Raw genomic sequence first — 12,895 nt, forward strand, 5'->3', positions numbered from 1 at the left:
GTTCAATGAGTCTGCAAGCACCATCGCTTCCTGACTTGCGCCGGGAGGTCCACAACGCCGCTCGTCGCGCCCGGGTCGCCTCCCGCGTCCTGGCATTGCTGCCGACGGTCGCCAAGGACCAGGCGCTGCGGTCGGCGGCCGACGCGATAGCGGCCCACACCGAATTGATCCTGTCGGCCAATGCCGAAGACCTCAGCGCCGCCGAAGCCTCCGGCACCCCGACCGCGATGCTCGACCGGTTGGCGCTGGACCCCATACGTGTCGAGGGAATCGCCGCCGGCCTGCGTCAGGTCGCCGGGCTGCCCGACCCGGTCGGCGAGGTGCTGCGCGGCTACACCCTGCCCAACGGTTTGCATCTGCGGCAGCAGCGCGTGCCGCTCGGCGTCGTCGGCATGATCTACGAAGGCCGGCCCAACGTCACCGTCGACGCCTTCGGTCTGGCGCTCAAGTCGGGCAACGCCGTGTTGCTGCGCGGAAGTTCCTCGGCCGCGCGGTCCAACCAGGCGCTGGTGCAGGTGCTGCGCGCTTCGCTGGTCAGCGAGGACCTGCCCGCCGATGCGGTGCAACTGCTTTCGGCCGCCGATCGCTCCACGGTTACGCACCTGATCCAGGCCCGCGGCCTGGTCGACGTGGTGATTCCGCGCGGGGGAGCCAGCCTGATCAACGCGGTGGTCCGCGACGCGCAGGTGCCCACCATCGAGACCGGCGTGGGCAACTGTCACGTGTACGTCCACGAGGGCGCCGACCTGGACGTGGCGGAACGGATCCTGCTGAACTCCAAGACCCGTCGGCCCAGTGTCTGCAACGCCGCCGAGACGCTGTTGGTCGATGCCGCCATCGCCAAGAAGGCGCTGCCCCGGTTGGTGGCCGCCCTGGAGGACGCCGGCGTGACCGTGCACGGCGGGTTCTCGGCGGACGCAGAGGAGGACGACCTGCGCCGTGAGTACCTGTCGATGGACATCGCGGTCGCGGTGGTCGACGGCATCGACGCCGCGATCGCGCACATCAACGAGTACGGCACCGGGCACACCGAGGCCATCGTCACTAGCAATATGGCTGCGGCGCAACGGTTTAGCGACGGCGTCGACGCCGCCGCGGTGATGATCAACGCATCGACAGCGTTCACCGACGGTGAGCAGTTCGGTTTCGGCGCCGAAATCGGCATCTCTACCCAGAAATTGCATGCGCGCGGCCCCATGGGGCTGCCGGAATTGACCTCGACCAAGTGGATCGCGTGGGGTGACGGGCAAATCCGCCCCGCCTGACCGCGACGAAAAGTGCTTTAGGAGAACCGAGATAGTGAGCGTGCCCGCCCGGCCCAAGCCGCTGTTCGCCGACATCGACGACGTCTCGCGACGGTTGGCCGAGACCGGTTACCTGCCCGACACCGCCACCGCGACCGCGGTGTTCCTCGCCGACCGGCTGGGCAAGCCGCTGCTGGTGGAGGGCCCCGCCGGTGTGGGCAAGACCGAGCTGGCCCGCGCCGTCGCCCAGGCGACCGGTTCCGGACTGGTCCGCCTGCAGTGCTACGAGGGGGTGGACGAGGCTCGCGCCCTCTACGAGTGGAATCACGCCAAGCAGATCCTGCGCATCCAGGCCGGCTCGGGAGACTGGGACCAGACCAAGGACGACGTGTTCAGCGAGGAGTTCCTGCTGCAGCGTCCGCTGCTGACCGCCATCCGGCGCACCGAGCCCACGGTGCTGCTGATCGACGAAACCGACAAGGCCGACATCGAAATCGAGGGCTTGCTGCTCGAGGTGCTGTCCGACTTCGCGGTGACCGTGCCCGAGCTGGGCACGATCACCGCCGAGCGGACACCGTTCGTGGTGCTGACCTCCAACGCCACCCGCGAACTGTCGGAGGCCCTCAAGCGTCGCTGCCTGTTCTTGCACATTGACTTTCCGAGTCCCGAATTGGAACGCCGCATCCTGTTGTCGCGGGTGCCCGAGTTGCCCCAGCATCTTGCCGACGAACTGGTGCGCATCATCGGCGTGCTGCGGGGCATGCAACTTAAGAAACTGCCGTCCGTGGCCGAGACGATCGACTGGGGCCGGACGCTGCTCGCGCTGGGCCTGGACACCATCGACGACTCCGTCGTTGCCGCCACCCTGGGCGTGGTTCTCAAGCATCAGTCCGACCAGCAGCGCGCAACCGGCGAGCTCCGGTTGAACTAGGGACGCACCGATGGCCCCCCGCCGCATCCGACCCACCCGGCCGCTCGCCCCGCACGGGCTGCCCGGCCACCTGGTTGGCTTCGTGGAAGCTCTTCGTGCGGTGGGCATTTCGGTGGGTCCGTCCGAGACCGTGGATGCCGGGCGGGTGATGGCCACCCTCGGCTTGGGTGATCGTGAAGTGTTACGCGAGGGCATCGCCTGCGCCGTGTTGCGCCGTCCCGAACACCGCGAGACCTACGACGCCATGTTCGACCTGTGGTTCCCCGCGGCGTTGGGCACGCGCGCGGTGGTGACCGACGAGGAGGCCGACGCGTCGTCGGACGACTCCTTGCCGCCCGACGACGTCGAGGCGATGCGCCAGATGCTGCTGGATCTACTCAACGAGAACCCCGAGCTCGCCGACATGGACCAGCGGCTGGTCGCGATGATCGCGCGCATCGTGGAGGCCTACGGCAAATACAGCTCCAGCCGCGGCCCGTCGTTCTCGTCGTACCAGGCGCTCAAGGCGATGGCACTGGACGAGTTGGAGGGCAAGCTGCTGGCGGGGCTGCTCGCCCCGTACGGTGACGAACCCACGCCCACCCAGGAACAGATCGCCAAAGCGATGGCGGCGCAGCGGATCACGCAACTGCGCAAGATGGTCGACGCCGAGACCAAGCGACGCACCGCCGAACAGCTCGGCCGCGACCACGTCCAGATGTACGGCATCCCACAGCTTTCCGAGAACGTCGAGTTCCTGCGCGCCTCCGGCGAACAGCTGCGCCAGATGCAACGGGTGGTGGCGCCGCTGGCCCGGACCCTGGCCACCCGGCTCGCGGCCCGGCGGCGACGCAGCCGCGCCGGCGTGATCGACCTGCGCAAGACGCTGCGCAAGTCGATGTCCACCGGCGGCGTGCCGATCGACGTCGTGCTGGCCAAACCCCGCCCGGCGCGCCCGGAGCTGGTGGTGCTGTGCGACGTCTCCGGCTCCGTCGCCGGGTTCAGCCACTTCACCCTCCTGCTGGTACACGCACTGCGCCAACAGTTCTCGCGGGTCAGGGTGTTCGCCTTCATCGACACCACCGACGAGGTGACCCACATGTTCGGGCCCGAAGCCGACTTGGCCGTGGCGATTCAGCGGATCACCCGGGAGGCCGGCGTGTACAGCCGCGACGGGCATTCCGACTACGGCAACGCCTTCGCATCGTTCGTGCAGGCGTTCCCCAACGTCTTGTCACCGCGCAGCTCGCTGCTGGTGCTCGGTGACGGCCGCACCAACTACCGCAATCCGGAGACCGAGCTGCTGGCCCACATGGTGACCGCCAGCCGGCACGCGCACTGGCTGAACCCCGAACCCAAGCACCTATGGGGCAGCGGCGACTCGGCGGTGCCGCGCTACCAAGAGGTCATCGCGATGCATGAATGCCGGTCGGCCAAGCAGCTCGCCGCCGTGATCGACCAGCTGCTGCCGGTCTGAGGGCGTTCTTCGTCCCCGCGTCACCCTGGCGTGACGCTCGAGCGCCGGAGTTGCGCCGGCGTGACGCTCGCGGGCGGCGCCCCGGGATGCGGGCCGGCCCGCGGGCTGAGGAATCGGGCCGGATCGCCGCCTCAAGTAAGCTGGCAAATCGTGCAAAAGCAGCTGCGCAGGCTGGGTGTGATGGGTGGGACGTTCGATCCCATCCATTACGGGCACCTGGTTGCCGCGAGTGAGGTCGCCGACCTGTTCGACCTCGACGAAGTGGTGTTCGTACCCAGCGGTCAGCCCTGGCAGAAGGACCGGCACGTTTCCGCTGCCGAGGACCGATACCTGATGACGGTGATCGCCACCGCGTCCAACCCCCGCTTCTCGGTGAGCCGGGTCGACGTCGACCGCGCCGGGCCCACTTACACCAAGGACACACTGCGGGATCTGCACGCCCTCAACCCCGACTCGCAGCTGTACTTCATCACCGGTGCCGACGCGCTCGCTTCCATCCTGTCCTGGCAGGGCTGGGAGGAGCTGTTCGAGCTGGCGCGGTTCGTCGGCGTCAGCCGGCCCGGCTACGAGCTGCGGCGCGAACACATCACCGGCGTGCTCGGCGAGCTGGCGGAGGACGTGCTGACGCTCGTTGAGATCCCGGCGCTGGCGATCTCGTCGACCGACTGCCGACTGCGCGCCGAGCAGCATCGGCCACTGTGGTACCTGATGCCCGACGGCGTCGTGCAGTACGTCTCCAAGCGCCGGCTCTATCGCGGCGAACAATCGAAGGACACCGTGAGCCGATCAACCCTGCCCGCCGGGAACAACACATGACCGCCACCCAGGAGGCGATCGGCATGGCGACCGTGGCCGCCGGCGCGGCCGCATCGAAGCTGGCCGACGATGTCGTCGTGATCGACGTGTCCGGCCAACTCGTCATCACCGACTGCTTCGTCATCGCCTCGGCGTCCAACGAGCGGCAGGTCAATGCCATAGTCGACGAGGTCGAGGAGAAGATGCGCAGGGCGGGCTACAAGCCGGCGCGCCGGGAGGGCACCCGGGAGGGCCGCTGGACGCTGCTGGACTACCGCGACATCGTCGTGCACATCCAGCACCAGGATGACCGCGACTTCTACGCCCTGGACCGGTTGTGGGGCGACTGCCCGGTCGTGCCCGTGGACCTGGCCGCGGTTCCCGACGAGTCGACGGGCACGCAATGACGATTCGTCGCCTGATCATGTTGCGGCACGGGCAAACCGAGTTCAACGCCGGCAGCCGCATGCAGGGGCAGCTGGATTCCCAACTCAGCGAACTCGGGCGGGCGCAAGCGATCGCCGCCGCCGAGGTACTCGGCAAGCTACAGCCGTTGCTCATCGTGTCGTCGGATCTGCATCGCGCCTACGACACGGCGATCCGGCTCGGGGAGCGGACCGGCCAGCCGATCCGGGTGGATCCGCGGTTGAGGGAAACCCATCTCGGCGACTGGCAGGGACTGACGCACACCGAGGTCGACACGCAGGCCCCCGGGGCCCGCCTGGCCTGGCGCGAAGACGCCACCTGGGCGCCCCATGGTGGCGAAAGCCGGGTCGACGTCGCCGCCCGCAGCGTGCCGTTGGTGACCGAACTGGTCTCCGGCGAGCCGGAATGGGGCGGCCCCCAGCACGCCGATCGGCCAGTGGTGCTGGTGGCCCACGGCGGGCTGATCGCCGCGCTGTCGGCCGCGCTGCTCAAGCTTCCGGTCGCCAACTGGCCGACGTTGGGCGGCATGGGCAACGCCAGCTGGGTGCAGCTTTCCGGCCATTCCGACCACTCCGGGGCGGGTTTCGACAGCATCCGCTGGCGCCTCGACGTGTGGAACGCTTCGGCGCAGGTGTCCAACGATGTCCTCTGATGCACGGCCCACCCTGCTGATCTTCGCCGACTCGCTGGCCTACTACGGGCCGACCGGCGGCCTGCCCGCAGACGATCCGCGCATCTGGCCCAATATCGTTGCCGCACAATTGGGTTGGGACGTCGAACTCATCGGTCGCATCGGCTGGACCTGCCGCGACATCTGGTGGGCGGCGACCCAGGACCCGCGCGCCTGGGCCGCGCTGCCAAGGGCCGGCGCCGTCATTTTCGCGACCGGCGGAATGGATTCGCTGCCGTCGGTGCTGCCGACCGCGCTGCGCGAACTGATCCGCTACGTGCGCCCGCCGCGAGTGCGGCGCTGGGTCCGCGACGGCTACGGCTGGCTGCAGCCCAGGCTCTCGCCGGTGGCCCGGTCCGCGCTGCCCGCGCACCTCAGCGCCGACTACCTCGAACAGACCCGCAACGCAATCGATTTCAACCGCCCGGGCATCCCGATCGTGGCCTCGCTGCCGTCCGTGCATATCGCCGACACCTACGGCAGGGCCCACCATGGCCGCCCGGCGACCGCCGCGGCGATCACCGAGTGGGCACAAACCCACGACGTTCCCCTGGTGGACCTCAAAGCGGCTGTCGCCGAGCACATCACGAGTGGGCGCGGAAATCCCGACGGCATTCACTGGAATTTCGAAGCACACCAGGCGGTTGCCGAGCTGATGCTGAAGGCCCTGGCCGAAGCCGGCGTTCCGACCGACAAGCCACGCGGGTAGCTCGATGTCCGTCCTGGTGGTGACCGATGCGTCGGCGCGCTTGCCGGCCGACTTGCTGGAGCAGTGGGCGATACGGGTTGTGCCGCTGCACATTCTGCTCGACGGTGTCGATTTGCGCGACGGCGTGGACCAGATCCCCGAAGACGTCTACAAGCGTCACGCCACCACCGCGGCGGCCACACCGGCCGAACTGGCCGACGCCTACCAGCAGGCGCTGGCCGACAGCGGCGGGGACGGCGTGGTGGCGGTGCACATTTCGTCCGCACTGTCGGGAACCTGCGGCGCCGCCGAGCGGACCGCCGCCGACCTGGACACCCACGTGCGGGTCGTCGACTCGAAGTCGACCGCCATGGGCACGGGCTTTATTGCGTTGGCCGCCGCGCGGGCGGCGGCCGCCGGCGGCGACCTCGACGCCGTCGCCGCCGCGGCGGATGCGGCCGCACGGCATAGCCATGCGTTCATGGTGGTACACCGGCTCGACAACCTGCGCCGCAGTGGACGGATCGGCGGCGCCAAGGCATGGCTGGGCACGGCGCTGGCGCTCAAGCCGCTGCTTCGCATCGACGACGACGGCAAACTCGTTCTGGCCCAACGGGTACGCACCGTCACCCACGCGACGGAGGCGATGATCGACCGGGTCTGCCAGGTCGCCGGCGACAGTCCGGCCGCGCTGGCGGTGCATCACGTCGCCAACCCGGACGGCGCCAAGGAAGTGGCGGCGGAGCTGGCGCGCAGACTACCGGCCTGCGAGCCGGCGATCATCACCCCGTTGGGGCCGGTGCTGGCGTTGCATGTCGGCGCGGGAGCCGTCGCGGTCGTCGTGCAACTGCCGACTTAAGCGGGCACCGGGCGCCGGGCGTTGTCGCCGCGGGGGTGTACCACTTGCGGCCACCAGAACCACCGCCCCAGCAGCGTCGCGATCGACGGCATCAGCAGCGTGCGCACGATCAGGGTGTCGAGCAGCAGACCGATGCACACCGTCGACCCGAATTGGCCAAGCACCCGCAAGTCGCTGCCGAGCATCGAGGCCATGGTGAAGGCGAACACCAGGCCCGCGGCCGTCACCACCCCACCGGTGCCCGCCATCGACCGGATAATTCCGGTCTTGAGCCCGGCATGGATTTCTTCTTTGAATCGCGAGACCAGCAGCAGGTTGTAGTCGGATCCGACGGCCAGCAGGATGATGACGGACAGCGCCATCACGATCCAGTGGATTCTGATGCCGAACAGGTCCTGCCAAATGAGCACGGACAGGCCGAATGATGCGGCGATCGAGCTGGCCGCGGTGCCGACGATCACCAGCGCGGCCACCACGCTGCGAGTGAGCAGGAGCATGATCATGAAGATCAGCGTCAGGGCCGACACCACGGCGATCATCAGGTCGTACTTCTCGCCGTCGGCCATGTCGCGGAACGTCGGGGCCGTGCCGCCGAGATAGACCTTGGCGTCCTGCAAAGACGACTGCTTGAGTCCCTCCTGCGCGGCGGTGCGCTCGGCGTCGACTCGCGAAATGCCTTCCGGCGTCATCGGATCGCTCTGGTGGGTGATGAAGAATCGCGCCGACTTACCGTCCGGCGACAAGAACATCCGAAGGCCCGTCTGGAAATCGGGGTTATCGAAAGCCTCCGGCGGGAGGTAGAAGAAGTCGTCGTTCTTCGATGCGTCGAAGCTCTGCCCCATCACGATCGCCGTGTTGCTCATCGCCTCCATCTGATCGATCATCGCCTTGAACGTCTGATACAGGGTGAGCGTGATGCCCCTGGTGGTCTTCAGCGTGGTGATCAGCGCGGGAAACAGCGCATTCAGGTCGTGGGTGGCTTTGGCGGTGTGCGCAATGTCCGCGGTGAGGTAATGGAACTGCTCGGCGAGTTGGTCGAACCCGTCGAACGTGTCGAAGAGGGACCGTAACCCGATGCACACCGGGATGTCGTAGCAGTGCCTCTCCCAGTAGAAGTAGGACCGCACCGGCCGGAAGGTGTCGTCGAAATCCGCGATGTGATCACGCAAGGAATCGGTGATCTGCGACGTTACGGCCGTGGTCTTTGCGCTGTCGTCTGCGGCGTTGGCCAGGTCTTGCGACACCTCGTACTGGCGCTGCGTGGTGTCGATCTGGGTCTGCAGGTCGTCGGCCATCCTGAGGATGTCGGCGATGCGCTCCTTGAGGAAACCCATGTTCTGCATCGTCGTCTGGCTTTGGATGCTGTTCTGGAACGGTATCGAGCTGTGCTGAATCGGAATGCCCAGCGGCCTGGTGATGTCCTGAACCATGGCGATCCCGACCGTGCGCATCTCGTTCTTGGCCACCCGGTCCAGCACCAGCATGTCGGCCGGGTTTCGCATGTCATGGTCGGCCTCCACCATCAACATGTCGGGGTTCATCCGGGCCTGCGAGAAATGGCGGTCGGCGGCCGCCTGTCCGAGATTGGACGGGGCGGAGGTCGGTAGGTAGTAGCGGTCGTTGTAGCTCGTCTTGTAGCTCGGCAAGGCGACCATGCCGACCAAGACGACCGCGGCGCTGACGGCCAAAACCGGTGCGGGCCAACGCACCACCGCGGTGCCCACCCGCCGCCAGAGCCGCCCGCGCTTGGCCGCCCGCTTGGACTCGAAGAGGTGAAAGCGACTGCCCACGAAGACAACCGCGGGACCCAGCGTCAGTCCGGCCAGCACCACCACCAGCATGCCGATCGCCACGGGGGCGCCCATGGTGTTGAACCAGGGCAGCCGCGTGAAGCTCAGGCAGTACGTCGCCCCGGCGATGGTCAGCCCGGACCCCAGCACCACCGGGGCCACCCCTTTGAAGGTGGTGTAGTACGCGGTTTCTCGATCCTCGCCTGCGCGCAACGCTTCTTGATAGCGGCCGACGAGGAAGATGCCGTAGTCGGTGCCGGCCGCGATCGCCAGCATGGTGAGGATGTTGGCGGCGAAGGTGGTGAGCCCGAATGCGTTGTGGTACGCGAGAACCGCGACTACGCCCCGTGAACAGGCCAGCGCCACGAAGGTCATGAACAACTGGACCAGCGTGGTGACGATGGACCGATAGACCAGCAGCAACATGATCGCGATGGCACCCAAGGTGAACAGCGTGATCTTGGCCAGGCTGGCGTTACCGATGATGTGCATGTCGTCGGACAACGCGGCGGGACCGGTGACGTAGGCCTTCACGCCCGGTGGTGCCTTGTTCTCGTCGATCACCTTGCGCACGGCGTCCACGGACTCGTTGGCCAGCGTGGTGCCCTGGTTGCCGGCCAGGTTGATCATCACGTACGCGCCCTTGGCGTCGGCGCTCTGCGCGCCCGCGGCGGTCAGCCGATCGCCCCAGAAATCCTGGATGTGCTGGATGTGCTGGGGATCCTTGCGCAGGTCCCGAATCAGCTTGTCGTAGTACTGGTGCGCGTCCGGGCCGAGGGGCTGCTGGCCCTCCAGCACGATCATGACCGTGCTGTTGGAATCGAACTCGCGGAAGTTATGGCCCAGCCGCATCATCGCCTTCATCGACGGCGCGTCCAGCGGTGTCATAGGCGCCGAATGGGCCTCGCCGACTTTTTCCAGCGTGGGGACGATGACGTTCACCAGGACCGTGACGAACACCCAGCCCAGGATGATCGGCACCGCGAAGATGCGGATCGTATGGGGCAGGTACGGGCGGTGGCCGCGCTCGGCCTTCGCTTGCGCCGGTGTCGTGATCGGTCCGGTGTTCTCGGTGTCCGCGGTGCCCAGATGGCCCCTGCCCGTGCCGTCGCTCATGCGGACTTCACCAGGCAGAAGGTCTGCGCGTTGTGGCCATCGGAGCTCCGCTGTTCGCGGACGACGCCGTCGACGGTGATCTTGCAGCTGATCTCACCGCTGTCGCTCTGCGCCATGATGTTGGCGCTCACCGAGGGCAAGGTGGTCGAGATGGTGGCCGACCACGGCAGAGGCGCCGCGTTGACCTGGTGGGTGTTGGCGTTCTCGTCCCAGTAGTTGATGTTGGCGGTGGCCCCGGGTGGCCCCGTGATGTCGTACACCACGACCTTCGGGTTGAACTGCACGATTTCGATCCCCTTGCCGGCGTTCGCGTTGAGATCCTGCGAGCCGAAAATCTTGTGGAGCCGCGACACGATCAATGCCGAAAGGGCCAAGACCACCACCAAAAGCAGCGGTATCCACGCCCGTTTGAGCACGCGGGTTACGGTGCCGGTACGTGGACCCGAGTCTGGACTAGCCACCACCTACCGCCTTCCGCATTACCGCCACCCCGGCGCTGCCGCAAAGCTCACCTACGTCGCCGACGACACCGATGTCCCTCGACAATTTGCTCAGCTAAGCACTCTAAACCTTAGTGCACGCAAGCGTTCCTCCGGGGCCTCCGATGTGGCGAACCGCATATGGCTCCAGGCGCTTACCGGGCCACCCGGCCGGTGACCGGCGGCAAATCGGCAAGCGTCACGATTCCGGGCTCGGCAGCCACCACAGCCGGGACCGCGTTGGTCACCGGCATCGCCGTGTAGATCATTCCCAATCCCATGAACCCGGGTTCCGTCCAATCCTTCGGCGGCAGGCAATGCAGGACGGTCCGCATGTTGGGCAGCCCGTACACCTGAATGACGTGGCCGTGCTCCAGTGGCTTGGGCGGCTCCACGTGATTGCCCATGGTCCAGTTGAACCCGACGCTGACCACGTTGCGGTCGCCCTGCCATCCGCGGTGGTAGCCATAGACACTGCCGACCGTTCCCGCGGGGATTTTCATGAAGCCCAGATCCGAGTCCCCGGTGGCCGCGGTGAAGGTCACGTCGAAGGTCATCCGGTCCAGCTTGGCCCCGATCGCGTCGGCCATCATGGCCGCCGATTCGGCGAAGACCTCGCTTTCGCGCCGCACGCTTTCCGCCAGCCCCGGCGTATCGGGATCTTGCGAGAAGCCCATCGCCGTCTGCGTTTCCGCTGATTCGTAGGTCGAGCAATCCACCGACTCGGTGATCCGGATTTCGTCGACGCGTTCGCACGCGCCGCTGAGCACCATGCCGACCATGTTCGTCATGCCCGGGTGCGCCCCGCTGCCGAAGATCGTCGAACCGCCTCGTTTGCAGGCATCCACGATGCGTTCGCGGTCCTCGGGTGTCTGCTTGCCTCCGGTGATCCAGGCTGCGCTGGAGCACACGTTGACACCCGCTTCCAGCAAGCGCACCAACTCATCGATGTTGGGCCACAACGGGTTATAGCAGCACGCGTCGGCACCCGAGGCGAGCAGCGCGTCGATGTCGTTCGTCGCGCGCACGCCGGTCGGTTCCGGCCAGCCGGCCAGTTCGGCGGCATCCACGCCGACCTTGTCCGCCCCGTGCGCGTACACCCCGACCAATTCCATGTCCGGCCTGCCGATGATGGCGTGCAGCGAACGTCGCCCGATGTTCCCGGTCGTCCACTGGATGACGCGCAGCGGGCGGTCTGTCGGGGGCTTGCTCATCGCGTCTCCTTTGACGTGGGCGAATCTGGGTCATTATCGCCGACGTGCGCCCAGGCGTGTCTACACCCTCAAGGTCAGCGGTTGCCCTGGTTCAACGCAGCCATGGCGCTCGACATCAGCTGCGAAAAGGGATCGCCGCCCCCGCCGAAGGTGGCCTGACTGGCCGGTGCAATCACGGCCGCGGGGTCGAAGCCCCGCACCGGATCCACTTGAAGGGGAGCGGTAAGCGGGTCGTCGTTGCGCGAGTATCCCGCATTCACCATCGGAGTCAGTTCCGCGTCGAGCTGATTCAGCACGTCTTCCGGCACGCCGAGGTAGCCCAAGGGCAGTACCAGCGGGAGGTGTCTTTCGGGAATCAGATACGTCGTTGTCTTCGCGCCCCTGGAGTTGACGGTCGTCCTGATGTTCTGCGGCGGCACCATGCTCGGGTCGGTGAACGCGACCGCGGTATGACCGGTCGCTTCGCCCACGAGGGTGTTGGCCAGCGCTAACAGGTTGTCCGGCCGGTCGGGAAAGTCGGCGATCATGTCGTATGCAGCGACGAAAGCCTTGGTGTCGTATTGGCTCTCCACCGGGGGCGGTATTCGGTAGTCGAGCGCAGGAACGACGGAGCCAACCGGAAAGAAGGAGGTCAGGAAACTCTCGCCGAAGGCGTGTCGCCCGACCGGGTTGCCAAATGTGCTGAAGACCAATTGGTTTGGTGGGGGAGCGTTCGGATCACTCGCGAGCCTGGCCTGCTCGGCGTCAAGCACGAGCGAACCCTCGGACAACCCGATCGCGGCGCCGGGCCCACCCCTGCGGATCGCCGCATCCAGGTTCTCGGCCCCGACGGCGACCGACTCGCCGATGCTGGGCCCGTCCACGCCCACACCCGGGAAGGCTTCATCCAGCCGGCCTATCCCCGGAAAGAGCCGTTCGAGCACGTGGCCCTGGACCTGCCCCGCCGGGTAGTCGACGATTTCTCGCTTCAGGCCGGGAAACCATCCGGCACCCAGGCGCCTGCCGTACTCGTCGTAGGGAATACCCGGAACGTGAGCGCCGCCCAAGGCGTACGCCGTCCCGTCGCCGGGCTCGTCATCGGCCGTCGCGATCCCGAGGCCGAAATATCCTGTGACGCCGAGGGTTACCACAGCGGTAACTCCTGCGAGTACTTTCTGCATCGCCACTTCCCGCCTGCCCGACTTGGTCTCGTAGTGTCGCATATCGCTCGTGGGCCTCGCTAACCCC

The 12,895-nt window shown here is 67.0% G+C and carries 12 protein-coding genes; 8 read left to right on the plus strand and 4 right to left on the minus strand.

Annotated elements, in window-relative coordinates; all coding sequences use genetic code 11:
* The first annotated feature begins 5 nt into the window (after positions 1-5).
* From A5758_RS03390 to A5758_RS03425, 8 genes are all read left to right on the plus strand, one after another.
* Positions 6-1,265, plus strand: a complete 1,260-nt coding sequence (locus A5758_RS03390; protein ID WP_067203380.1) for a glutamate-5-semialdehyde dehydrogenase — start codon at positions 6-8, stop codon at positions 1,263-1,265.
* Between the two features lie 34 nt (positions 1,266-1,299).
* Entirely contained in the window at positions 1,300-2,175 is an 876-nt protein-coding gene (locus A5758_RS03395) for a MoxR family ATPase (RefSeq protein ID WP_067203379.1), read from the plus strand.
* 10 nt (positions 2,176-2,185) lie between these two features.
* Entirely contained in the window at positions 2,186-3,631 is a 1,446-nt protein-coding gene (locus A5758_RS03400; RefSeq protein WP_067203377.1) for a VWA domain-containing protein, read from the plus strand.
* A 162-nt stretch (positions 3,632-3,793) separates the two neighbouring features.
* Positions 3,794-4,447, plus strand: coding sequence for a nicotinate-nucleotide adenylyltransferase (gene nadD / locus A5758_RS03405; RefSeq protein ID WP_255360806.1), 654 nt, complete (start codon positions 3,794-3,796; stop codon positions 4,445-4,447).
* A complete protein-coding gene (rsfS, locus tag A5758_RS03410; RefSeq protein WP_067736477.1) occupies positions 4,444-4,833 on the plus strand; it encodes a ribosome silencing factor in 390 nt (129 codons plus the stop codon). The genes nadD and rsfS overlap by 4 nt, the downstream gene beginning before the upstream one ends.
* Complete coding sequence (gene gpgP / locus A5758_RS03415; protein WP_067736480.1) at positions 4,830-5,504, plus strand: glucosyl-3-phosphoglycerate phosphatase; 675 nt, start codon at positions 4,830-4,832, stop codon at positions 5,502-5,504. The genes rsfS and gpgP overlap by 4 nt, the downstream gene beginning before the upstream one ends.
* On the plus strand, positions 5,494-6,231 hold the full coding sequence (octT, locus tag A5758_RS03420; protein WP_067736483.1) for a diglucosylglycerate octanoyltransferase: 738 nt from the start codon (positions 5,494-5,496) through the stop codon (positions 6,229-6,231). The genes gpgP and octT overlap by 11 nt, the downstream gene beginning before the upstream one ends.
* Positions 6,232-6,235: 4 nt before the next feature.
* The gene (locus A5758_RS03425) at positions 6,236-7,069 is read left to right on the plus strand and encodes a DegV family protein (RefSeq protein WP_067736488.1); all 834 of its coding nucleotides are present in this window, start codon (positions 6,236-6,238) and stop codon (positions 7,067-7,069) included.
* Here the strand turns inward: A5758_RS03425 and A5758_RS03430 are convergent.
* The 4 genes from A5758_RS03430 to pe all read right to left on the minus strand — a co-directional run bounded on the left by A5758_RS03430 (position 7,066) and on the right by pe (position 12,828).
* Positions 7,066-9,975 carry an RND family transporter gene (locus A5758_RS03430; RefSeq protein ID WP_067736491.1) on the minus strand — a complete coding sequence of 970 codons (2,910 nt, stop codon included), beginning with the start codon at positions 9,973-9,975 and terminating at the stop codon, positions 7,066-7,068. The two genes, A5758_RS03425 and A5758_RS03430, sit on opposite strands and share 4 nt — an antisense overlap.
* Positions 9,972-10,439 (minus strand): MmpS family transport accessory protein, encoded by a 468-nt coding sequence (locus A5758_RS03435; RefSeq protein ID WP_197503717.1) that lies wholly within the window; start codon positions 10,437-10,439, stop codon positions 9,972-9,974. Before A5758_RS03435 ends, A5758_RS03430 begins: the two co-directional genes overlap by 4 nt.
* Positions 10,440-10,609: 170 nt before the next feature.
* Positions 10,610-11,668 (minus strand): dihydrodipicolinate reductase, encoded by a 1,059-nt coding sequence (locus A5758_RS03440; protein ID WP_067736492.1) that lies wholly within the window; start codon positions 11,666-11,668, stop codon positions 10,610-10,612.
* Positions 11,669-11,742: 74 nt separating this feature from the next.
* Positions 11,743-12,828 (minus strand): acyltransferase PE, encoded by a 1,086-nt coding sequence (pe, locus tag A5758_RS03445; RefSeq protein WP_067203462.1) that lies wholly within the window; start codon positions 12,826-12,828, stop codon positions 11,743-11,745.
* Positions 12,829-12,895 lie beyond the last annotated feature (67 nt).

This window comes from Mycobacterium sp. 852014-50255_SCH5639931 (assembly GCF_001665605.1).
Taxonomy (GTDB): Bacteria; Actinomycetota; Actinomycetes; order Mycobacteriales; family Mycobacteriaceae; genus Mycobacterium; species Mycobacterium paraffinicum.

What these genes read in the sequence shown, in the direction of transcription:
- A5758_RS03390 (WP_067203380.1), top strand. Translation starts at nt 6, where the DNA reads ATGAGTCTGCAAGCACCATCGCTTCCTGACTTGCGCCGGGAGGTCCAC.
- A5758_RS03400 (WP_067203377.1), top strand. Translation starts at nt 2,186, where the DNA reads ATGGCCCCCCGCCGCATCCGACCCACCCGGCCGCTCGCCCCGCACGGG.
- rsfS (WP_067736477.1), top strand. Translation starts at nt 4,444, where the DNA reads ATGACCGCCACCCAGGAGGCGATCGGCATGGCGACCGTGGCCGCCGGC.
- gpgP (WP_067736480.1), top strand. Translation starts at nt 4,830, where the DNA reads ATGACGATTCGTCGCCTGATCATGTTGCGGCACGGGCAAACCGAGTTC.
- octT (WP_067736483.1), top strand. Translation starts at nt 5,494, where the DNA reads ATGTCCTCTGATGCACGGCCCACCCTGCTGATCTTCGCCGACTCGCTG.
- A5758_RS03425 (WP_067736488.1), top strand. Translation starts at nt 6,236, where the DNA reads ATGTCCGTCCTGGTGGTGACCGATGCGTCGGCGCGCTTGCCGGCCGAC.
- A5758_RS03430 (WP_067736491.1), bottom strand. Translation starts at nt 9,975, where the DNA reads ATGAGCGACGGCACGGGCAGGGGCCATCTGGGCACCGCGGACACCGAG.
- A5758_RS03440 (WP_067736492.1), bottom strand. Translation starts at nt 11,668, where the DNA reads ATGAGCAAGCCCCCGACAGACCGCCCGCTGCGCGTCATCCAGTGGACG.
- pe (WP_067203462.1), bottom strand. Translation starts at nt 12,828, where the DNA reads ATGCAGAAAGTACTCGCAGGAGTTACCGCTGTGGTAACCCTCGGCGTC.